The sequence below is a fragment of the Anoxybacillus dikiliensis genome, from assembly GCF_050613275.1.
Classification (GTDB): Bacteria; Bacillota; Bacilli; order Bacillales; family Anoxybacillaceae; genus Anoxybacillus.
Genome location: NZ_CP187112.1, coordinates 1,067,983 through 1,091,679, shown reverse-complemented (window position 1 = coordinate 1,091,679; position 23,697 = coordinate 1,067,983). Strand labels below are relative to the sequence as shown.

General features: G+C 42.8%; 21 protein-coding genes. All 21 read right to left on the bottom strand.

The features are described from left to right. Positions 1–12: 12 nt before the first annotated feature. Positions 13–1,242, bottom strand: coding sequence for an aspartate kinase (dapG, locus tag ACPF7I_RS05820; protein ID WP_430744301.1), 1,230 nt, complete (start codon positions 1,240–1,242; stop codon positions 13–15). A 22-nt stretch (positions 1,243–1,264) separates the two neighbouring features. Beyond that, positions 1,265–2,314: an aspartate-semialdehyde dehydrogenase gene (gene asd, locus ACPF7I_RS05815; protein WP_430744302.1), complete on the bottom strand. Its 1,050-nt coding sequence runs from the start codon at positions 2,312–2,314 to the stop codon at positions 1,265–1,267. A gap of 105 nt (positions 2,315–2,419) precedes the next feature. Next, positions 2,420–3,013: a dipicolinate synthase subunit B gene (gene dpaB / locus ACPF7I_RS05810; protein ID WP_043967704.1), complete on the bottom strand. Its 594-nt coding sequence runs from the start codon at positions 3,011–3,013 to the stop codon at positions 2,420–2,422. Further along, the gene (gene dpaA / locus ACPF7I_RS05805) at positions 3,010–3,912 is read right to left on the bottom strand and encodes a dipicolinic acid synthetase subunit A (protein WP_430744303.1); all 903 of its coding nucleotides are present in this window, start codon (positions 3,910–3,912) and stop codon (positions 3,010–3,012) included. The genes dpaB and dpaA overlap by 4 nt, the downstream gene beginning before the upstream one ends. Before the next feature lie 115 nt (positions 3,913–4,027). Further along, entirely contained in the window at positions 4,028–4,264 is a 237-nt protein-coding gene (locus ACPF7I_RS05800) for a YlmC/YmxH family sporulation protein (RefSeq protein ID WP_042533903.1), read from the bottom strand. A 59-nt stretch (positions 4,265–4,323) separates the two neighbouring features. Continuing rightward, the gene (locus ACPF7I_RS05795; protein WP_430744304.1) at positions 4,324–5,565 is read right to left on the bottom strand and encodes a M16 family metallopeptidase; all 1,242 of its coding nucleotides are present in this window, start codon (positions 5,563–5,565) and stop codon (positions 4,324–4,326) included. Beyond that, entirely contained in the window at positions 5,558–6,520 is a 963-nt protein-coding gene (locus ACPF7I_RS05790) for a polysaccharide deacetylase family protein (RefSeq protein WP_430744305.1), read from the bottom strand. The genes ACPF7I_RS05795 and ACPF7I_RS05790 overlap by 8 nt, the downstream gene beginning before the upstream one ends. Positions 6,521–6,639: 119 nt before the next feature. Further along, positions 6,640–8,748, bottom strand: coding sequence for a polyribonucleotide nucleotidyltransferase (gene pnp, locus ACPF7I_RS05785; protein WP_430744306.1), 2,109 nt, complete (start codon positions 8,746–8,748; stop codon positions 6,640–6,642). Positions 8,749–8,857: 109 nt separating this feature from the next. After that, positions 8,858–9,127, bottom strand: a complete 270-nt coding sequence (rpsO, locus tag ACPF7I_RS05780) for a 30S ribosomal protein S15 (protein ID WP_003394805.1) — start codon at positions 9,125–9,127, stop codon at positions 8,858–8,860. Between the two features lie 82 nt (positions 9,128–9,209). Continuing rightward, the gene (gene ribF / locus ACPF7I_RS05775; protein ID WP_430744307.1) at positions 9,210–10,181 is read right to left on the bottom strand and encodes a bifunctional riboflavin kinase/FAD synthetase; all 972 of its coding nucleotides are present in this window, start codon (positions 10,179–10,181) and stop codon (positions 9,210–9,212) included. 9 nt (positions 10,182–10,190) lie between these two features. After that, positions 10,191–11,087 carry a tRNA pseudouridine(55) synthase TruB gene (gene truB / locus ACPF7I_RS05770; RefSeq protein WP_430744308.1) on the bottom strand — a complete coding sequence of 299 codons (897 nt, stop codon included), beginning with the start codon at positions 11,085–11,087 and terminating at the stop codon, positions 10,191–10,193. 47 nt (positions 11,088–11,134) lie between these two features. Further along, entirely contained in the window at positions 11,135–11,494 is a 360-nt protein-coding gene (gene rbfA, locus ACPF7I_RS05765) for a 30S ribosome-binding factor RbfA (RefSeq protein ID WP_003394813.1), read from the bottom strand. 14 nt (positions 11,495–11,508) lie between these two features. Beyond that, positions 11,509–11,787, bottom strand: a complete 279-nt coding sequence (locus tag ACPF7I_RS05760) for a DUF503 domain-containing protein (RefSeq protein ID WP_006322304.1) — start codon at positions 11,785–11,787, stop codon at positions 11,509–11,511. After that, positions 11,784–13,967, bottom strand: coding sequence for a translation initiation factor IF-2 (gene infB / locus ACPF7I_RS05755; RefSeq protein ID WP_430744309.1), 2,184 nt, complete (start codon positions 13,965–13,967; stop codon positions 11,784–11,786). Before infB ends, ACPF7I_RS05760 begins: the two co-directional genes overlap by 4 nt. An 18-nt stretch (positions 13,968–13,985) precedes the next feature. After that, positions 13,986–14,285, bottom strand: coding sequence for a YlxQ family RNA-binding protein (locus tag ACPF7I_RS05750; RefSeq protein WP_430744310.1), 300 nt, complete (start codon positions 14,283–14,285; stop codon positions 13,986–13,988). Next, positions 14,275–14,559: an RNase P modulator RnpM gene (gene rnpM, locus ACPF7I_RS05745; protein ID WP_009732926.1), complete on the bottom strand. Its 285-nt coding sequence runs from the start codon at positions 14,557–14,559 to the stop codon at positions 14,275–14,277. The genes ACPF7I_RS05750 and rnpM overlap by 11 nt, the downstream gene beginning before the upstream one ends. 1 nt (position 14,560) lies before the next feature. Then, entirely contained in the window at positions 14,561–15,664 is a 1,104-nt protein-coding gene (gene nusA, locus ACPF7I_RS05740) for a transcription termination factor NusA (protein WP_006322329.1), read from the bottom strand. Positions 15,665–15,691: 27 nt separating this feature from the next. After that, a complete protein-coding gene (gene rimP / locus ACPF7I_RS05735) occupies positions 15,692–16,162 on the bottom strand; it encodes a ribosome maturation factor RimP (RefSeq protein ID WP_430744311.1) in 471 nt (156 codons plus the stop codon). A gap of 149 nt (positions 16,163–16,311) precedes the next feature. Beyond that, entirely contained in the window at positions 16,312–20,601 is a 4,290-nt protein-coding gene (locus ACPF7I_RS05730; protein WP_430744312.1) for a PolC-type DNA polymerase III, read from the bottom strand. A gap of 101 nt (positions 20,602–20,702) precedes the next feature. Then, the gene (locus ACPF7I_RS05725; protein WP_430744313.1) at positions 20,703–22,397 is read right to left on the bottom strand and encodes a proline--tRNA ligase; all 1,695 of its coding nucleotides are present in this window, start codon (positions 22,395–22,397) and stop codon (positions 20,703–20,705) included. Between the two features lie 28 nt (positions 22,398–22,425). Continuing rightward, positions 22,426–23,682 carry an RIP metalloprotease RseP gene (gene rseP, locus ACPF7I_RS05720; protein WP_430744314.1) on the bottom strand — a complete coding sequence of 419 codons (1,257 nt, stop codon included), beginning with the start codon at positions 23,680–23,682 and terminating at the stop codon, positions 22,426–22,428. Positions 23,683–23,697 lie beyond the last annotated feature (15 nt).

The following is a 23,697-nucleotide window of genomic DNA, read 5'->3' as shown; positions in this document are numbered from 1 at the left end:
AATGTTTCACTCCTAACTAAAATCGTATTGTTTCTGCTCCGCAAGTTGAAATGCATCATGCAATGCATTGACCGCTTCTTTTAAATGTTCTTCCTTCACTAGCACCCAAATCGTTGTATGGCTATCAGCTGATTGCAAAATTTGAATGCCACGTTCCGATAATGCTGTAACAATTTTTGCTGTCACACCCGGAACACCTGCGATCCCTGCACCAACAGTCGACACTTTCGCGCAGCCGCGCGTGACGGTTGGCTCATAACCGAGCTTTTGTAACGTAGCAATCGCTCGATCCGCCATGTCGCTCGATACCGTATATACGACACCATTTGGGGAAATGTTAATGAAGTCGACACTAATTCCTTCATTCGCCATCGCTTTAAATACTTCCGCTTGTAAATCGTAATGTCCCTCTTTTGCTGGCACTTTAATTTGCGTAATATTTGAAACATGGGCAATTCCTGTCACTAATCGCTCTTTTACATCGCTTCCTTTTTTCGCAATCGATGTGACAAGCGTCCCTGGCGCATCGGAATACGTAGAGCGAATGCGAAGTGGGACTTTGGCTTGCATCGCAATCTCGACCGCACGAGGATGGATCACTTTCGCTCCTTGATACGCCATATTGCAAATTTCTGTATATGTGACGACATCAAGCGGTCGTGCGTTTTCTACAATGCGCGGGTCTGCAGTCATCACGCCTTCCACATCGGTAAAAATGTCGATCCATTCCGCACCGAGTGCGGCACCGAGCGCAGCCGCAGACGTGTCGCTTCCTCCGCGTCCAATCGTTGTCACATCCCCGTTTTCAGTGACGCCTTGAAAACCTGCGACAACGACAACATCGTGCTCTTTTAAGGCACGCAACAAACGCTCACAACGCATATCAATAATTTTCGCATTCGTATGGTCGTTGTTCGTACGAAAGCCTGCTTGCCCCCCGGTAAAGGCTGTCGCTTTTACCCCACACTTATTTAACATGTTTGTAAACACGACGCTTGAAATGATTTCGCCACACGCCATCAATAAATCTTTTTCACGGTTTGTCACATGCGCATTCGCCCCGTCAATGAGGCTAAGGAGCGTATCCGTCGCATACGGATCTCCTTTTCGCCCCATCGCTGAAACGACGACAACCACTTTATAACCGTCTTGAAGCGCTTTTTCAATATGTTTGCGCGCTAAATCTCGGCCGTGTTCATCACGAACGGACGTGCCGCCAAACTTTTGAACGATGATTTTCAACGTCAACACCTCGATGATGATTTTACGCTTTTACAAGCCCTAATTTTAAAAGACTTTCAGCGATTTGAACAGAGTTCCACGCCGCACCCTTTAACAAGTTATCAGAAACGATCCATAAATGGAACCCCGTGTCGCGATTTAAATCTTTACGAATACGACCGACAAATACGTCGTTTTGTCCCGTTGCATATAGCGGCATCGGATACAACTGTTCACTTGGGTCGTCTTGCAATACGACGCCAGGCGCTTCTTTTAATAATGCTTTCAACTCATCAACCGTTACGCCTTCTTGTTCAATTTCAATATACACAGATTCGGAATGTCCTGTCATGACCGGAATGCGCACGCACGTTGCTGCTACTTCTAATTCAGGCATATGCATAATTTTTTTCGTTTCATTAATCATTTTCATTTCTTCAAATGTAAATCCGTTATCTTGAAACTTATCAATTTGTGGAATGGCGTTAAATGCGATCGGATAATGTTTACGATCCGATTTAACCGGTAAAATTTCCGGTGTGACTTCCTGACCATTTAACATGTTCGCCGTTTGTGTTTTTAACTCTTCTACCGCTTGCGCCCCTGCTCCTGACACCGCTTGGTATGTTGAGACGATGACGCGCTTTAATCCAAACGCCTGGCGAATCGGTTCAAGCGCAACGACCATTTGAATGGTTGAGCAGTTTGGATTTGCGATAATTCCGTTATGCCAATGTAAATCTGCTTCATTCACTTCAGGGACAACGAGCGGCACGTTTTCGTCCATACGAAACGCGCTCGTATTATCAACAACAATCGCTCCACGTTTCACCGCTTCCGGAGCAAGCTGTTTAGATACTGCTCCTCCTGCGCTAAATAACGCGATATGCACACCTTCAAAGCTTTCTGGCTTTGCTGCTTGCACTTCAATTTCTTCACCTTTAAACATCACTTTTTTCCCAGCTGAACGCTCCGATGAAAGCAAAGATAGTTTAGCAATTGGGAAATTTCTTTTTTCTAACGTTTGAATCATTTGTTGTCCGACAGCTCCCGTTGCACCGACAACTGCCACATGCAATCCTTTTTGCTCCATTTCTCCTTCTCCTTCCAACTCATAGACAATTTTAATATCATTTATTTTAGCATATTCGTTCATAAAGGAGAGACGTTTTTTATAAATTTTCTTTCAACTGTTTATTTATGAACGGCGATATTCGACGATGACCGGTTGAATTTGCCGTCCTTCTAGCGCGGCTTCTACCGTATCAAGCAACAATGGCATATGAGCGACCATCGAATTTGGCTTTTTAAATGGGTCGTCTTGACCGAACGGAATAAAGTAAATATTTTTTGCTGCCATTAATCGCATTAAATTCACGCCATTTAAACCAAGCGCGTCGTTTGTCGAAATGCCGACAACAACCGGACGATGATTGCGCATCGTCGCTTTCGCTGCCATTAATACAGGGGAATCTGTCATCGCATTCGCTAATTTGCTCATTGAATTTCCTGTTAACGGTGCAATAACCATACAATCAAGCGGTAATTTCGGGCCTAACGGCTCCGCCTTTACAATTGTATCAATGACTTGATGGCCTGTCATCTCTTCAAGCTTTTTTACCCATTCTTCCCCCTTGCCGAACCGCGTATTTGTCGATTGCACCGTATACGAAACGATCGGTATGACATCTGCTCCTTTAGCAATTAATTTTTCAATTTCCGGGATGACCGCATCATATGTGCAATGTGAGCCTGTTAAACCGAAGCCAATGCGCTTTCCTTGTACGTTCATTTTTTATTCTCCTTTCGTTTTTTCAAATCTGCAGAAAGAAGTTGCGACAATACGTTCGCGACAATTTGCCCCGCCGTTTTTGGAGCGACAATGCCAGGAAGCCCTGGTGCTAGTAATGCTTGAATGCCTCGTTTTTCAGCATATCGAAAGTCGGTGCCACCCGGTTTTGACGCTAAATCAATAATGAGTGTGTGGGCAGGCATTTTTGCAATAACGCTGGCGGTCACAATGAGATGAGGAATCGTATTAATGCAAACATCAATATCTTTCACGTGTTGTTCTAAATCGTTTAAATGAAACGGTTCTAGCGCCATCTCTGCAATGCGCGCTAAGTGTTCGGATCGGCGAGCGCCTACTTTTACTCGGGCACCTAAAGCCGCAAACGTCCGCGCTACCGTCATGCCTACACGTCCTAACCCTAAAACAGCGATGCGCGATCCATGAATCGTCACATCTGTATGTTGAATGACCATCATGACCGTTCCCTCTGCCGTTGGAATCGAGTTATAAATCGCCACATCATCCCGTTCAAATAGTTGAACATGCTTTCTCCCAACCGACTTGATGACACGATCTAAATAGTCGTTTGTAATTCCTGAATAAACGGTGCAGTGCGCTGGTGTTTGGCGAAGCAACTCCTCTGTAAATGTCATTTTTTCATTTGAAAACACCGTTTGGATTTCACCGTCCATATTCGTTCCGTGGACAGGTAAAACAATGGCGTCTACATCATGGAAATCGACTTCATGAATTTTCATTTTTGTTACTCCAGCAAAGCCATGGTCTAATTGATCGAAGCCAACGAGTGACAATTTCGCGTCAAGTTCCATCAATTTCCGAATGACTTCAAGCTGCCGAGCGTCCCCACCGATGATCGCAACGTGCATTCCTGTCAGCATGAGTTCATTCACCCTCTTATACATCTAGTTTTTTGCCCATCGTTACTTTCACATCTTATGATGCCGGTTATAAAACGGTGAGCGTAAAATGAAAAAAGACACCCGCTTGAGGTGTCTAGTCATCAATATCAATTAAAATCATATCAGAGCCAATTTTTTTTACGCGGCTCCACGGTACACGTATATCTGTCCCTTCTTTCCGAAAACCAAACCATTTTGTTGTTGGAATAAGGAGCGCTTGAATTTGTCCTGTTCGCTCATTAATTTCTAAATCGGTCTGTCCTAAAATGCCGAGCCGCTCTGCCCTTTTCATATCGACAATTTCTTTCCCGCTCAGTTCACTTAGTCGCACATGTTGCCCCCCTTTCTTTATCATTGTAGAAAAAAAGGCATAAAAAAATGCCTGCAAGTTTATTGCTGCAGGCTTTTTGGCAATGTTCCTTCTGGACTGATAAGGGCAACGGAGAAGTCGTCTGTAAAAATCGTTTGCGCCATCCGATCCACGCTTTCCTTCGTCACGCGATCGATGCTTTCAATGATTTCATCAAGCGAGCGATGACGACCTAACAACAACTCATTTTTTCCGTTTCGGCTCATGCGGCTATTTGTGCTTTCTAAACTTAACATTAAGTTTCCTTTCATTTGTTCCTTGCTATTTTCTAGCTCTTTTTCAGTAATACCATCTTGTTTTAATTGTTCGATCGTTTGTTGAATCGTATCGAATAGAAGATCGAGCTGTTGGCTTCCTGTGCCTCCGTAAATCGTTACCATTCCTCCGTCGCGATATGCAGAATGGTAAGAGAAAATGGAATAAGCTAGTCCACGCTGCTCACGTACTTCTTGGAAAAGGCGACTGCTCATGCTTCCGCCTAAAATATTGTTTAAAATAATTAAGCTATACACGTCTTCATGACCAATTGGCAATCCGTTAAATCCGATACATACGTGCGCTTGCTCTGTATCTTTTTTGCGCGCCATTTTATTCGGATAAAACGTTGGCGCCGTATGGACGTCGTTACCTTTTTGTCTTGTAAATGATCCGAAATAATCCTCCACTTGTTGAATAAACGAATCGTCAACATTGCCCGCAACTGAGACGACAACTCGATCTGGTGTATACGTTTCATGCATATATTGTCGCAACGTCTCACCTGTAAATGTCGCTAACGTTTCCTCCGTTCCTAAAATCGGATAACCGAGCGGATGATTGCCATAACTTGCTTTGCTCAGCAAGTCATGAACGAGGTCATCTGGTGTATCTTCATACATTTTAATTTCTTCAAATACGACATTTTTCTCTTTTTGTAATTCCTCATCTACAAACGTTGAATGGAAAAACATGTCCGCCAATATATCTAGCGCAAATGATGCATGCGTATCTAATACTTTTGCGTAATAGCACGTATACTCTTTCGACGTAAACGCGTTCACTTGACCGCCGATGCGATCAAACGATTCCGCAATTTCTCGCGCTGTACGCGTCTTCGTTCCTTTGAAAAACATATGCTCAAGGAAGTGTGAAATGCCGTTGTTTCGTTCGTTTTCATTGCGTGACCCGGTGCCGATCCAAATTCCGATCGCCACAGACCGAACAGTTGGAATGTGCTCAAGTACAACTCTTACCCCATTTTGACATGTATATGTTTTAATCAAGTCCCTTCCTCCTACTTTTTACAATTCTTTCCTCACTTAATAATGTGGACACATTGTCAATGACATATTCTCGCTTTTGTAATGATTGAATTAACCGCTCTAACGCCTGTACCGTCGATACGGTTGGATGCATTAAAATCATCGCCCCATTATGCACTTTAGACGTTACTCGTTCCACTATAACAGACGGGGACGGTTTTTGCCAATCAATTGTATCGACCGTCCATAAAATCGTGTACATTCCGAGCTCATGAGCGATATATACGACATCGTCGCGATAGCTACCGCTTGGCGGAGCGAATAAGCGAGGTTTCACTCCTGTCACCGCTTCAATGGCATCGTTTGTTTTGACCATTTGTTCACGAATCGCTTGTTTACTCATCGTTTTTAAATCTGGATGGTTGTATGAATGATTGCCAATTTCATGTCCTGCATCTACAATCATTTTCGCAAGCTGCGGGTTTTCTTTCACCCAGCGACCTTCTAAAAAAAATGTGGCGCGAACGTTGTATTTTTCAAGAATATGTAACATGTTTGGGATATGTTCACTTCCCCATGCGACATTAATTAAAAAAGAGACCATCGGTTTATCTGGATGTCCCCGATAAATTGGTGATGGAGGCAAATCCGGCAAATGAATGGTAGGCGACACTTGTTTGTATACAAGCTGTTGTTCGGAAAATATTCCGTTCTGTTTCATTTGTTTATATGATGCTTCAACGTCTACTTCTAATCCGTTGTAGCCAGGAATCGCCTTCCAAACGCGATCGATTTTTGCATTTTGCGCAGGAATATTATATTGTTTTGCCCGTTCCATAATTTGAATGTATAGCGGATCGCTTTGTTTTGCTGCTGTCATATGCCGTAATTCGTGAATATACGTCGTCGTCCACGGATTTTGCACGATGATCGCCGCCATACATATCATGATAATTAAAAAGAGCGCTCTCCGCATGCTTCGTCCCCTCCTTTTCTAATAAAGAGGGTATGTGCAAGACGGACAAGGTAGAACGAGTGCTAAAAAATTTACACACAGCAAAGAAGCCAAGGGAATGTGAACCCAAGGCTCCGTTCTTATTGCTCAGCTTCTTTTTGATCGCGCAATACCGCTTTACGCGATAAGTTTACGCGGCCTTGTTTATCAATTTCCGTTACTTTCACTAAAATTTCATCGCCGATAGAAACGACATCTTCCACTTTTCCGACACGTTCCTCTGCCAATTCTGAAATGTGTACGAGACCGTCTTTTCCGCTAAACAATTCGACAAATGCACCAAACTTTTCAATTCGTTTCACTTTTCCTAAGTACACTTGTCCAACTTCTACTTCCCGAACGATATCTTCAATCATCTTTTTCGCCTTTTGATTCATATCTTCGTTTACAGATGAAATGAAGATCGTTCCGTCTTGTTCAATATCAATTTTTACGCCCGTTTCTTCAATAATTTTGTTAATTTGTTTTCCGCTCGGGCCAATGACATCACGAATTTTATCCGGATTAATTTGCATCGTTAAAATTTTTGGTGCATATTTAGATAGCTCTTTGCGCGGTTCGCTCATCGTTTGCATCATATGTTTTAAAATTTCAAGGCGACCTTTGCGTGCTTGTTGCAGCGCTTCTTCTAAAATTTCACGCGATAAACCTTTAATTTTAATGTCCATCTGCAAAGCAGTGACTCCTTTTTCTGTCCCTGCTACTTTAAAGTCCATATCACCGAGATGATCTTCCATGCCTTGAATATCTGTTAAAATCGTATAGTGTTCACCGCTTTTCACAAGCCCCATCGCAATGCCAGCCACTGGCGCTTTAATCGGCACACCCGCATCCATCATCGCCAATGTGCTCGCACAAATGCTCGCTTGAGATGTCGAACCGTTTGATTCTAACACTTCTGATACGAGGCGAATCGTATATGGAAACTCTTTTTCAGACGGAATAACCGGCTCAAGCGCGCGTTCACCAAGCGCTCCATGACCGATTTCGCGACGCCCTGGTCCACGCATCGCCCCCGTTTCTCCGACTGAGAATGGCGGGAAGTTGTAATGATGCATAAACCGTTTTGTTTCTTCGATACCAAGTCCATCCAAAATTTGTACATCACCAAGTGCACCAAGCGTACATACGCTAAGCGCCTGTGTTTGTCCCCGAGTAAACAAGCCAGACCCGTGCGTGCGTGGTAAAAGTCCAACGGCTGATGAAAGCGGACGAATTTCGTCTACTTTTCGTCCGTCTGGACGCACTTTTTCTTCCGTAATTAAGCGACGCACTTCTTCTTTGACAAGTTTATGTAAAATTTCTTTTACTTGCTTTATTGTTTCTTCATCTGCTTCTTGTTGTTCGTACGCTGCTACAACTTCTGCTTTTAATTGTTCAATTGCTGCTTCGCGCGCTAATTTTTCTGGGACTTGAACCGCGCGTTTCACTTCTCCTTCTACGCGAGCACGAATGTCCGCTTCAAGCTGGGCATCGAGTTCATACAGAACAACTTCCATCTTCTCTTTGCCAACTTTTGCGGCAATGTCTTCTTGGAATGCGATTAAACGCTTAATTTCCTCATGCCCAAACATAATCGCTTCAAGCATGACTTCTTCTGGTACTTCATTTGCCCCTGCTTCAACCATGTTAATCGCATCTTTCGTTCCGGCAACGACAAGATGCATATCGCTTTGTTCCATTTGTGCGACAGACGGGTTAATGACAAATTCACCGTTCACACGGCCAACTGTTACCCCTGCGATCGGTCCTTCAAATGGGATATCAGAAATTGTTAACGCAAGCGAAGAGCCAAACATCGCCGCCATTTCTGGTGAGCAGTCTTGATCAACGCTCATCACCATGCTGACAACTTGCACTTCGTTTCGAAATCCTTCAGCAAATAATGGCCGAATCGGACGGTCGATGAGACGGCTAGCTAAAATGGCTTTTTCGCTCGGGCGTCCTTCACGTTTAATGAATCCCCCTGGAATTTTACCAACGGCGTATAAACGTTCTTCGTAATTGACTGTTAGTGGGAAAAAGTCGACGCTTTTTGGTTCTTTCGATGCTGTCGCTGTACTTAATACGACCGTATCGCCGTATCGCACTAATACAGCGCCGTTTGCTTGTTTGGCTAATTCGCCAATTTCAACGGTCAACGGCCGACCTGCCCAGTCGATCGAAAACACATGTTTTTCTTGTTCCATATAAACCGAGTACCCCTCTCTATGTACAAATAAAAAATCGTATTTGTTTTAGTATAAGCAAATATCGGCGCAAATACTAATAAAAAGCGGGAATGCTCCCGCTTTTTACTTATCGGCGTAATCCGAGTTTGTTAATCAATTCACGATAACGGTTGATGTCTTTGTTACGTAAATACGTAAGTAAGTTACGACGACGACCAACCATTTTCAAAAGACCACGACGAGAATGATGGTCTTTACGATGAACACGTAAATGTTCGTTCAAGTTGTTAATTTGCTCTGTAAGGATAGCAACTTGTACTTCTGGAGAACCTGTGTCAGTTTCGTGAATTTTGAACTGGTTGATGATCTCGTTTTTACGCTCTTGTGTTAATGCCATCCTTGTTCACCTCCTCTTTTTTCAACCCCAGTTACCAAGCAAACGGCGGTGACTCGTATTGCCTAGCAATGGTTAACATACACTAAATAGAATACATGTTTTTCCGATAAAATGCAAGGGGATTTTGAAAATATTCGCGTGCCGCTTGAGCATCATGATGAATTTGTTCAACGAGCTCGTGAACGGAAGAAAATGCTCGTTCATCGCGCAATCGTTTATGCCATTGAATACGTACATGTGCGTCGTAAATGTCCGATGAAAAGTCAAACAAATGCACTTCGATCGACGGATCTTTTTGTTGTTGGGCGCGAAATGTCGGCTTATATCCGACGTTGCATACTCCCGTCCACGTGTTGTCGTCTATCGTTACCGTGACAGCATATACACCAATACGTGGGATAATATAATCATCGTCAAGTGCAACGTTTGCTGTTGGAAATCCGATCGTTCGTCCCCGTTTATCTCCATGGATGACTGTGCCTGTCACTTCATACCATCTTCCGAGTAAATGGGGTAACTGTTCAACATCCCCTTCAGCTAACCGTTGCCGAATATATGTGGAACTAATTTTTTCTTCCCCAAACGTCTGTTTTGGAATGACCGTTTGCGTAAACTGTTCGCGGGAATGGAACGGCAATGTTTCCATCGTTCCTTTTCCTAAGCGGCCGTACGTAAAATCAAAGCCTGCCACGACATGCTTCACACCGAGTCCAATGATGTATTCATCAACAAATTGTTGCGGCAACAAATAGGCAAATTCAGGCGTAAATTCAACAACGTATAAATAATCAACGCCAAGTTTTGCAATTTGTTTTTCTTTTTCTTTTAATGGTGTAATAAATCGAACATGTTGCTGTGAGCGTCCGAGCACGACCGACGGATGCGGATGAAACGTCATGACCGCACTTTTGTATCCATATTGATCAGCGATTTGTTTTGCCGTTTGAATGACTTTTTGATGTCCGAGATGAACGCCGTCAAAATAACCGAGCGCCATAACAAGCGGGTCATCATTTTTTTTGTTTAACGGATGGGACAGCCAAATGGTTTTCATCGTCTTCACCTACAATACTTTTAAAGGTTTCATATAGCTTTGCTTTGTCGGATGAGGCATATAAATCGCTAACGCTTCACCTTGTTCATTGACCATTAACAGACGCTCTGGCATAGAGGGTAGAATCGGTAAGAGCGCCCCATGTTTTACTTTTTTCTCTTCTTCCTTACCCATGACATACGTCGGGAAATGAACTAACGCTCGTTCAATCGATAAAAGTAACGTATGCGCTGTACCAGCTACGACATGCTGTTCAATGTCAGCAAACGACACGCATTGATCGAGTGTAAACGGTCCTGACGCTGTGCGAACAAGATGTGACATGTGCGCCGGATACCCAAGTCGCTCACCAATTTGAACAGCGAGTGTACGCACATATGTCCCTTTACTACATGTCACACGGAAACGAAACGATATGTTTTCACCTGTAAATACTTGTCTATCATCAAGAAGGAGCAATTCAAAAATGTGGACGTTTCGTTTCGGCCGTTCCACGTCAATACCCGCGCGTGCATACTCATATAGTTTTTTTCCATTTACTTTTACTGCGGAATACATTGGTGGAACTTGTTCAATGTCACCTGTGAGATTAGCAAATACTCGTTCAATGTCATGACGGAAAATGGGCTGTTCAATCGGTTTCACTGAAACGATGTCACCTGATGCATCTTCTGTTGTCGTCGCTATGCCTAACGTCACTTCCCCTTCATAAGTTTTTCTCTCCGCTGTTAATAGTTCAACGATTTTTGTTGCTTTGCCGATGCAAATTGGCAATACACCACTTACGTCAGGATCAAGCGTTCCTGTATGACCAACTTTTTTCGTTTGGAACAACTTACGAATGCGCATGACACAATCATGTGACGTCATGCCTGCAGGTTTATGTAACAATAACACTCCGTCCATCGCTTCACCTCTAAAATAGCGGAAATGGATAGACGCACGTCTATCCATTATTCTTCTTTATGTTCTTTTTCTTCGGAAATTTGTTTAATTAAACTTTCGATTCGTTGACCGTAATCGATCGTTTCATCAATTTCAAAGTAAATTTCCGGCGTCTTGCGCAAACGAATACGCTGACCAATTTCTGAACGGATAAAGCCCGTTGCTTTAGCTAACCCTTTTAGCGTATTTTTCTTTTGTTCTTCATCACCAAGAACAGAAATATACACTTTTGCTTGCTGCAAATCACCCGTTACACGAACATCTGTTACGGTAACGAAACCGATGCGCGGGTCTTTTAGTTTGCGTCCGATAATATCGCTTAATTCTTTTTTCATTTGTTCGCCTACACGTGTGGCTCGCAAACTCATTGTCATCACCTCGATTAAAACCACTCAAATGTCGTAACCGTTCGTTCGATTTCTGGAAACGAATCGATAAATTGTAACGCCCGATGTAGCTCTTGTTCCGTCGCCGTTCGCTCGGCTGTAATCGCAACAATCCCAAGCTTCGTTCGTTGCCATACGTTTTGATAATCTACTTCGGCTACCGATATATTATATTTTTGTTTGAGCCGTGTGATAATGCGTTGCAACACGGCTCGTTTTTCTTTCAATGATTGGACGTCGTAAATGATGCATTCACATTCGACGTATCCGATCATTTGCGCTCCACTTCTTGCATCATATATGCTTCAATGACGTCGCCTTCTTTAATGTCATTAAAGTTTTTAATTGTTATCCCGCACTCGTACCCTTGTGCAACTTCTTTTACATCGTCTTTGTAACGTTTTAACGTATCAATTTGTCCTTCGTAAACGACGATGCCTTGACGAATGAGACGGACGCTACTGTCGCGCGTAATTTTTCCATCTGTCACATAGCATCCTGCAATTGTACCAACTTTTGATACTTTAAACGTTTGACGCACTTCCGCTTGACCGATCACTTTTTCTTCGTACTCTGGGTCAAGCATCCCTTTCATCGCTGCTTCAATTTCTTCGATCACTTTGTAAATGATGCGATGGAGACGAATGTCGACCTTTTCTGCTTCCGCGACACGTTTTGCGTTCGCATCTGGACGAACGTTAAAGCCAATGACAATCGCATTCGATGCCGATGCAAGCATAATGTCGTATTCTGTGACCGCGCCGACGCCAGAGTGGATAATCTTGACGCGTACACCTTCTACTTCGATTTTTTGTAATGCCGCAACGAGCGCTTCTACGGAACCTTGTACGTCCGCTTTAACAATAATATTTAATTCTTTCATTTCGCCTTGCTTAATTTTTTCAAACAAGTCGTCTAAGCTAACGCGCGCTTTTACGCTTCGTTGTTGGGCAATTTGTTTTTGGGCGCGAGCTTCACCAATTTGACGTGCTTTTTTCTCGTCTTCAAACACCATGAAGCGATCGCCTGCTTGCGGTACTTCGTTTAATCCAGTAATTTCAACTGGTGTCGATGGTCCCGCTTCTTTTACACGACGTCCAAGGTCATTCGTCATCGCCCGTACGCGTCCGTACGTATAACCGACAACGATCGGATCGCCAACGCGTAACGTCCCTGATTGAACGAGGAGAGTTGCCACCGGACCACGACCTTTATCGAGCTTCGCTTCAATGACTGTTCCCGTCGCACGACGATTTGGATTTGCTTTTAACTCTTCCATTTCGCTCACAAGCAAAATCATTTCAAGCAAATTGTCAATCCCTTCGCCTGTTAACGCAGATAGTTTACAATAAATTGTATCGCCGCCCCATTCCTCTGGAACGAGCTCATATTCCATTAGCTCTTGCATGACGCGATCTGGATTCGCTGTTGGCTTATCGATTTTATTGACCGCGACAATAATTGGAACCTTTGCCGCTTTCGCGTGGTTAATCGCTTCAACAGTTTGCGGCATGACCCCATCATCCGCTGCGACAACGAGAATGACGATATCTGTCACTTGCGCGCCGCGTGCACGCATCGTTGTAAACGCTTCGTGACCAGGTGTGTCTAAAAATGTGATTTTTTTGCCGTTTACAACCACTTGATACGCACCGATATGTTGTGTAATACCGCCAGCTTCTTGTTCTGTTACTTTCGTATGGCGAATCGAGTCAAGCAACGTTGTTTTTCCGTGGTCAACGTGTCCCATGATCGTGACAACTGGCGGACGCTCAACTAAATCTTCTGGGTTATCGACGATTTCAATCGTTTCAAATTCTGTTTCGTCGATGGTAACTTTCTCCTCTACTTCTACGCCGTAGTCGGAACAAATTAACTCGATCGCATCTTTGTCTAAGTCTTTGTTAATTGTTGCAATGATGCCAAGCATAAATAGCTTTTTAATAATTTCAGAAGGCTCTTTGCCTAATTTTTTTGCTAACTCTGCGACCGTTAAAGAACCTTCAAATGTAATTTTTTTCGGAAGCTCTTTTTCTTTTTTCTTTTGTACTTCTTGTTGTGGAGCTTGCTGAGGTTTTTGTTTTTTATTTTTTTTGTTATTGAAAATTTTCTTTTCTTTTTGTTGAATTTGCAAGTCGTGTTTTTTCCCTTCGCGATTTTTTACTACTGCTTTTTTGATCGGCACTTTCGTTTGAATGACTTCATCCTCATCTTCTTCAAACTGTTCTAAAACAGGTTTTTTCACAGGTGTTTTCTTTTCTTCTTTTTTCATTTCTTGTTTTTGTTCTTGCTTTTGTTCTTTTTTGAACGAACGATCTAGCTTTTCGACAACATCCGCTTCAATCATCGTCATATGGTTCGATACGTCGATGTTCATTTCTTTTAATTTATGGATGACATCTTTACTTGACACGTTATGTTTTTTGGCATATTCATATACACGCATTTTTGACATACATTCACCCCCAAAATGTTAGAGCATCGTTTTTAGCTTTTGTGCGAATCCTTCATCTGTAATTGCTACAACGACCCGTGCTCCTTTGCCAATCGCTCCACCTAATTCATGGCGATTGTCTACATAACAAAGCGGAACGCGATAAAATGCACATTTATCGGAAATTTTTTTTCTCGTATTTTCTGACGCATCTTCCGATAAAATGACAAGCTTCACGCGCTGACGCTGAATTTCTTTCACAACAAGCTCTTCTCCCGAAATAACTTTGCGCGCCCGATTCGCTAATCCGAGAAAAGAGGCCCACGGTTTATGATTCATTTGTTTCTCCATTCTCCTTCTCAGCGAGCTGTAATAGCTGTTCGTAAATCGAATCGTCAATAGTCGCTTTCAAATGATGCGCAAGCGTATTTTTCTTTTTTGCAAGCAAAATGCATTCTTTACTTAGCGTAATGTATGCACCGCGTCCCGCTTTTTTTCCTGTCGGGTCAATCGATACGTCGCCTTCTTTTGAACGAACGATGCGAATAAGCTCTTTTTTCGGCTTCATTTCCCCTGTGACAACACATTTGCGCATCGGAATTTTTTTCGGCATATTATTCCACCTCACTAATCTCCTCTTCGTCAACTTGGAACGATGATGAAGAACGAGGGTAAATACCTAATTGCTCCGCTTCAGACTGGCTTTTAATATCAATTTTCCAATTTGTTAATTTCGCTGCTAAACGAGCGTTTTGCCCACGTTTTCCAATGGCAAGCGAAAGTTGATAATCTGGTACGATGACCGTTGTTGCTTTTTCTTCTTCGTTGACGATGACATCAAGCACTTTGGATGGACTTAACGCATTAGCGACAAATTCAACTGGATCCGCTGACCAACGAACGATGTCGATTTTTTCGCCTTTTAACTCGTTTACAATCGCTTGCACCCGTTGTCCTTTAGGTCCAACACATGCACCAACCGGATCGACCTCTGGGTTATCGGAATGAACAGAAATTTTCGAGCGATCCCCTGCCTCGCGTGCGACCGATTTAATTTCTACCGTACCGTCATAAATTTCTGGCACTTCTAATTCAAACAATCGCTTTAACAAACCTGGATGCGTGCGAGATACGTAAATTTGTGGACCTTTTGTCGTTTTTTCGACTTTTGTAATGTACACTTTAATGCGATCATGTGGCTTATACGTTTCATTCGGCATTTGTTCACTTACCGGAAGCAACGCCTCAATTTTGCCGAGGCTGACGTAAATAAATTTCGAATCCGTCCGCTGAACAATACCTGTCATAATATCTTCTTCTCGGTCAACAAATTCGGCATAAATGACTCCGCGCTCTGCTTCGCGAACGCGTTGCGTGACGACTTGCTTTGCTGTTTGCGCAGCGATGCGTCCGAAGTTTTTCGGCGTCACTTCAATTTCAACGACATCTCCTACTTGATAATTTGGATTGATTCGCTTCGCTTCATCAAGCGAAATTTCTAAGCGTGAATCGTACACTTCATCGACTACTTCTTTGCGGGCAAATACGCGAATCGTTCCTGTCTCTTGATTAAAATCGACGCGAACGTTTTGTGCTTGATTAAAATTGCGTTTATAAGCGGACACAATCGCCGCCTCAATTGCTTCAATTAACACTTCTTTACTAATGCCTTTATCGCGCTCGAGCGCCGTTAGGGCATCCAACAACTCTGTATTCATGAACCGGTCGTCCCCCTTTAATGTGAATTAAGAGAAAATGACAGCTAGCCGTGCACTAGCTACTTTTTCGTATGGAATAATCACCATTTTTTTCTTTGTTTTGACTTTTACTTCTACGGTCACCGTTTGACCATCAAATGCAGTTAATAGTCCTTCAAATTCTTTTTGGCCATCAATTGGCTCATACGTTTTCACATAAACATTTTTCCCAACGGCGCGTTCGAAATCTTTCGCCTTTTTAAGCGGACGTTCTGCCCCCGGTGACGATACTTCTAAAAAATAATTGTGCGGAATCGGATCGATTTCATCAAGCTTTTCACTTAATCGCTCGCTTACGACACCGCATTGATCGATATCAATTCCAGTTGGTGAATCAATAAAGACGCGCAAAAACCAATTCTTTCCTTCTTTCACATATTCAATGTCGACAAGTTCTAACCCCATATCTGTCACGATCGGGGTAACGAGCTCCTCAACGATGTGCGTGACTTTTTTCATGTTGGTCCTCCTAACTGCAAGAAAATCCCTTGCGGTTGGCAAGGAATCTCGAATCAATACGAAAGAGTGGGTTTCCCCACTCTTTTTGTCCATTATCTTTACCATTTCCACTAGAACTATAACATATTGGCAAAAAAATTGCAACTCATTCAAAAGAGTGATAATTGATTGTGATCCGGTAGCGACTGTAAGCACCCACGGCTTTCGAGATATTCTAAAATCGTTTTCGATACTTTGCCGCGTTGTTGCAAATCTTCTTTCGATAAAAACTCTCCTTCTTCACGTGCGCGTACAATGCTTTGGGCCACGTTTTTCCCTAGTCCAGGAATCGCATTAAACGGCGGAATAAGCGAATTTCCGTCAATAATAAACTCTGTTGCTTGTGAACGATACAAATCAATATTTTTGAATGAAAATCCTCGTTCGCACATTTCAAGGGCAATTTCAAGCACAGTCAACAAGCTTTTTTCTTTCGGGGACGCATCGAGCCCTTTTGCTTGAATTTCTTCAATTCGTTTACGAATCGCAGCAGACCCTTGAATCATCACATCTAAATCAAAATCTTCTGCACGCACAGTAAAATACGATGCGTAATAAAGAAGCGGATGGTGGACTTTAAAGTATGCGATGCGAACAGCCATAAGCACGTAAGCAGCAGCATGCGCTTTCGGGAACATGTATTTAATTTTTTTACATGATTCAATGTACCATTCTGGCACATCATGTTTGCGCATTTCTTCTTCAAACTCAGGTGTTAATCCTTTTCCTTTTCGAACGGACTCCATAATTTTAAATGCTAACGAAGGCTCTAGCCCACGATAAATTAAATACACCATAATGTCATCGCGACATCCAATCACTTCAGATAGCGTACATGTCCCATTTTGAATAAGCTCTTGTGCATTGCCGAGCCAAACGTCTGTTCCATGCGATAACCCGGAAATTTGTACAAGTTCCGAAAATGTTTTCGGTTTTGTTTCTTCTAACATTTGACGAACAAATCTTGTACCGAACTCTGGAATGCCAAGTGTTCCGGTGTTGCACATAATTTGTTCCGGCGTCACGCCAAGCGATTCCGTGCTACTAAAAATTTTCATCACTTCAGGATCGTCTGTCGGTATCGTCTTTGGATCAATTCCACTTAAATCTTGCAACATCCGAATGACCGTTGGATCATCGTGTCCGAGAATATCAAGTTTTAATAAGTTATCATGAATAGAGTGGAAGTCAAAATGCGTCGTGCGCCACTCCGCGCTCGTATCGTCAGCCGGATATTGAATGGGTGTAAAGTCATAAATATCCATGTAATCTGGCACGACAATAATTCCACCTGGATGTTGCCCTGTCGTTCGTTTCACCCCTGTACATCCTGCAGCTAAACGATCAATTTCTGCCCCGCGCACATGAAGGTTTTGATCGTTTATATACCCTTTGACGAATCCGTATGCCGTTTTGTCAGCGACAGTACCGATCGTTCCTGCACGATATACGTTATCTTCACCGAATAACACTTTCGTGTAGTTATGCGCTTGCGGTTGGTACTCACCCGAAAAGTTTAAATCGATATCTGGCACTTTATCTCCTTTAAACCCTAAAAACGTCTCGAACGGAATATCGTGACCGTCTTTATTGTATCGCACGCCACATTTCGGGCAGTTTTTATCTGGTAGATCAAATCCTGAGCCGACCGAACCGTCATCGAAAAACTCAGAATGTTTACAGTTCGGACAAACATAATGCGGTGGAAGTGGGTTCACTTCCGTAATTTCTGTCATCGTTGCGACAAACGATGAGCCAACCGAGCCGCGTGAACCGACAAGATATCCGTCATCGAGCGATTTCTTTACAAGTTTATGAGAAATTAAATAAATGACTGCAAACCCGTGACCGATAATGCTTTTTAATTCTTTTTCTAACCGTTTTTCAACGATGTCTGGAAGCGGGTCACCATAAATACTTTTCGCCCGTTCATAGCTCATCCGACGAATTTCTTCGTCCGCTCCTTCAATTTTCGGTGTGTACAATTCATCTTTAATCGGTTTCACTTCTCCGATTAAATGGGCAATTTTTTTCGTATTTGTCACAACAATTTCTTTTGCTTTTTGTTCACCAAGAAACGAGAACGCTTCTAACATTTCGTTCGTCGTACGAAAGTGAACGTTTGGCAATTCGTGGCGATTTAACGGGTTTCCACCAGATTGTGAATGAATTAAAATTTTGCGATATATTTTATCTTCTCGATTGATGTAATGCACATTTCCAGTCGCAACAACCGGAATGCCGAGCCGTTCGCCAAGTTGCACAATGTTTGTAATAATTTCTTTGAGTGCTGCTTCATCGCGTACGTATTCCATCTCAATAAGCGGCGCATATACTTCTGGCGGATGTACTTCAAGAAAGTCGTAAAACGGTGCAATCGCCTCCGCTTCTTCGATTCCTTTTTGCATTATCGCTTCAAATAACTCGCCTTTATCGCAACCTGATCCGACTAAAATGCCTTCGCGATGTTGTTGCAATACGGAACGTGGGATGCGTGGCACGCGATAAAAATAGTTCACATGTGAAAACGATACGAGTTTAAATAAATTTTTTAACCCGACTTCATTTTGTACAAGCAACGTTGCATGAAACGGTCGGGAACGTTGGAACGCCCCTTGTTCTTTCGATGCTTCGTTTAATTGGTCGAGATATTGAATTCCTTTTTCATCAAGTTCTTTCACCAAATGAATAAGTAAATATGCTGTCGCCTCTGCATCATAAATCGCGCGATGGTGCTGGGTTAATTCAATATTAAATTTTTTACAAAGCGTATTTAAACGGTGGTTTTTTAACTCTGGATATAAATAGCGAGCAAGTTCAAGTGTATCAATAACCGGATTCGTTACTTTACCTCGATTCATCTTTTTAAATCCTGCATTTAAAAAACCGATGTCAAACGTCGCATTATGAGCAACGAGCACACAATCATCGATCCAACGATAAAACTTTTCTAACACTTCTTCGACATCTGGCGCATCTTTTAACATGTCATCTGTAATTTTCGTTAATTCGATGGTTGTTGCTGACAGCGGATGATGCGGATTCGCAAACGACTCAAAACGGTCGATAATTTCCCCGTTTTTTACTTTGACCGCTGCTAATTCAATAATTGTATCATATACAGCAGAAAGTCCTGTCGTTTCCACGTCAAATACGACAAACGTATCGTCCATTAGCCGTCGATGCGCCTCATTATAAGCGATTGGCACCCCGTCATCGACAATATTTGCCTCTAGTCCATATAAAATTTTTACACCATATTTTTTTCCCGCACTATATGCTTCTGGAAACGATTGAACGACCGCATGGTCCGTTACAGCAATTGCTTCATGCCCCCATTTTTTCGCTTGTTCGACAAGCTTTGTAATGGAAGCAACCGCATCCATTTGACTCATTTGAGTATGGACGTGCAATTCTACCCGTTTTTCTTCGGCTGTATCTTGACGTTCATTTGGTTTCACTTCATTTAAATCGTTCGCAATAAGCACAAGATCGCGCACGAATGTGTCATTTTGCACGCTGCCACGCACTTTTACCCACATTCCTTTTTTTACACGCTGCATAAGCTCAGCGTCTTCTTTATCGCGTGAGAACATTTTGACAAGAATCGAATTTGTATAGTCCGTTATTTTTAACGTTAATAACGTACGTCCGCTTTTTAGTTCTTTTGCTTCGGCATCAAAAATGTATCCTTGCACAACGACGCGACGTTCTTCCTCTACAATTTGATCGAGCGGACGAATATGTTCGTCATCTTTAATTTGATAGCCGATCACAAGCGGACCGCTTGTTTCACTTACAGTAGACTCTTCTTGTTTCGGCATTGCTTCCATAAACGCAGCCAACGCTCGTTCTTCATCTTCTTTTTGTTTTTGCGCCAAAAATTGTTCAAACTGCTGCTCGTCGTGCTTTACACTCGCTTCTAACTGCAAGTGAGGAAAACCGAAAGAAGCATACGTCGCAGCGAACATTTCCGCAAATCGCTTTTTTAACGCGATCGCTTCCGCTTCATTACGCGCTTGTACAGTAACTTTCGTTCCTTTTACTTCCGGTTGCTGTTGTGTAAGTAGTGAAAAGAGAGGCGATGTTTGTTGAATCATGTCAACAAATATTGGCCAGTACGACACGACATCTTCAGCAGTAAACGTTTGATCCTCTACTTCTATCGTACATTGCACATCGGCAATATGGCGAAATTGTTCCATTAATCGTTTACGAAACTCTGCATAGACGTGCGCTCGTAAAATCGCAGGAAATCGAAAATAAAAGTGCCAACATTTCATCTGTTTGTCGACAACAACTTTTTCAATCCGTCCATGCAATAAGTCATCTGCCATATGTGAAGAAAGTTGTAGCTGTTGTAGTAAAATAGAAAATCGTTCTTTTTGTTCTTCTCTCATCGTTGTTCGTTACAAAAAATGTAACGGTACACCTCCCTTTCTTTTTTATACATCGTTTGGGAGCGATAGACGACAGAAAGAGGGGGGATCCCCCTCTCTGCCTATAAGTAACGGCGCAACGTTTCGACTAATTGCGACACGTGTACTTCTTCTGTTTCACCTGTTTTTCGTACTTTTACTTCAACGATCCCTTCATTTGCACGTTTTCCGACCGTTACACGCACAGGTAACCCAATTAAATCGCTGTCAGCGAATTTGACTCCTGGACGCTCGGCACGATCGTCATACAGTACTTCAAATCCTTCTTGTTGTAAACGGTCATACCATTCATCGGCAAGCTCTCGTTGCTCGTCCACTTTTGGGTTGACAGAAATGAGATGAACATGGAACGGAGCAACTGCTGTCGGCCATATGAGTCCATGCTCATCGTTATATTGCTCTGCGATTGCCGCAAGCGTGCGGGATACACCAATGCCATAGCACCCCATAATCATCGGCTGCGTGCGCCCATTTTCGTCTAAATATGTTGCATTCATCGCTTCACTATAACGCGTCCCAAGTTTAAATACGTGTCCAACTTCAATTCCGCGCGCGAAACGAATCGTCCCTTTCCCATCTGGTGACGGATCTCCTTCTTGAATGAAACGAACATCGGCATATTGCGCAGCAAAATCACGATCTGGATTGACCCCTTTATAATGGTAGTGCGCTTCATTCGCTCCACATACACCGTTAACAATTGCTTTCACCGCATGGTCAGCTAAAACGAGCACATCGTTGCGAACGCCAATTGGTCCAAGTGAACCAACTTCGCAGTTCATTACCTGCTTCGTTTCATCTGGTGTTGCTAATTCTACAACAGTCGCTTCTAATATATTTTTTACTTTTACATCATTGACTTCATGATCACCGCGCACAAGAACAAGGACATACCGATCGTCTACTTTAAATAATAACGACTTGATACATTTTTCTTTTGGCACTTGAAGGAATTGACTCACTTCTTCAATCGAACGTTGTTCTGGTGTATGCACTTTCTCAAGCGGTGCATGCGGTTCATCACTTCGCTCATAAGTCGTAATCACCGGCGCCATTTCAATGTTTGCTGCATAATCAGACGAATCTGAATATGCGATCGTGTCTTCACCAACATCGGATAAAACCATAAATTCATGCGTATCTTTGCCCCCCATTGCACCAGAGTCCGCAATGACGGCACGGAAATTTAATCCGCAGCGTCGGAACACGTTTGCATACGCTTCGTACATTTTATTGTACACTTCGTCTAAACTTTCTTGTGAAGCGTGAAATGAATACGCATCTTTCATAATAAATTCGCGACCGCGAAGCAAACCGAAGCGCGGACGTTTTTCGTCGCGAAACTTCGTTTGAATTTGATAAAGCGTAAGCGGTAGCCGTTTATACGATTTTACTTCATCACGAACGAGGGCCGTAATGACTTCTTCATGTGTCGCACCGAGCGCAAAGTCGCGATCGTGGCGATCTTTTAAACGCATTAATTCTGGTCCGTATGAATACCAACGACCTGATTCTTGCCATAATTCTGCTTGTTGAAGCGCTGGCATGAGTAGTTCAACAGCACCTGCGCGCTCCATTTCTTCGCGAATGATCGCTTCAATTTTTTGCAGCACGCGTTTACCAAGTGGCAAAAAGCTGTACACGCCGCTTGCATTTTGGCGAATAAAGCCGGCACGAAGCAGCAGTTGATGGCTTTTAATTTCCGCATCTGCCGGCACTTCACGTAATGTAGGAATAAACGACATACTTTGTTTCATCTTTTTTAGCACCTCTTACTTCATTTAATTATAAGAAAAATTTTTGAATGTCATTCCATGTAACAACAAGCATAAGCAACATAAGAAGGGCGAAGCCAATAAAATGCACAATGCCTTCTTTTTGGCGATCAATCGGCTTTCCACGCAACGCTTCAATCGCAAAAAACGTTAACCGTCCTCCATCGAGCGCTGGAAGTGGAAGCAAGTTGATAATGCCTAAGTTGATGCTTAAAATCGCTCCCCATTTCATTAAGTAATACACACCTGATTGAGCGACTTTATGCGTCGAAACTGCAATACCAACTGGTCCAGATAACATATCGAACGAAAATCTTCCCGTCAGCAAATGACCTAAACCAACAATAATTTCTTTTGTCCAATAGTACGTTTCTAGCGCGCCCTGCTTTATAGCACCAACGACCGATTTTTCCATCGGTCCATACACACCGATGAGACCGATCGTCTCACCTTCGATCGTTTTCTTTTCTGGTGTGACGGTGAGATCAATGATTTGACCATTGCGATTGACTTGAAATTGAAGCGGTTTTTCTGGGTTTTTCCGAATGATTGTTACAACATCTGTCCAAGAAGACATCGGCTGTCCATCAATCGACATGACGACATCCCCTTGTTGTAACCCAGCTTGACGTGCAGCACCATCCTCTGTCAATTCACCAATTACTGGTTTATCAACCGGATAACCTTGCAACAGTCCGATAAGAATGAAAATGACAAGCGCTAAAATAAAATTCATCAACGGACCAGCAAAAATGGCCATGGCGCGCTGTCCGAGCGTTTTGGAACCAAATTGACGATCGTACGGCGCAATTTGCACTTCTTCTCGATCGATGACGATGTAAGCGGGATCGCTTAATTCAAAGCGTTGTAAACGCTCATCATCGCCTTCATATCCTTCGATGTATAGCTCATGTTCAAAATCGGCGCGTTCTACTTCAATCACTTTCGCATCGGGATATTCATCTTTATGATTGACGATCACTTTTTTCACTTTCCCATCTGCATGAAACAATAAGCCAACAACTTGACCACGCTTCACGTCAATCATTTCTGAATCTTCACCGGCCATGCGTACAAAACCGCCAAGTGGGAGCAAACGAATCGTATATGTCGTTTCTCCTTTTTTCATTGAAAACACTTTCGGACCGAATCCAATCGCAAATTCGCGACATAAAATACCTGCTCGCTTTGCGAAAATGAAGTGCCCTAATTCATGAAAAAACACAAGCGCACCAAAAATGATAATAAAAGCAATAACCGTTTCCAACGTTTCAACCACCTT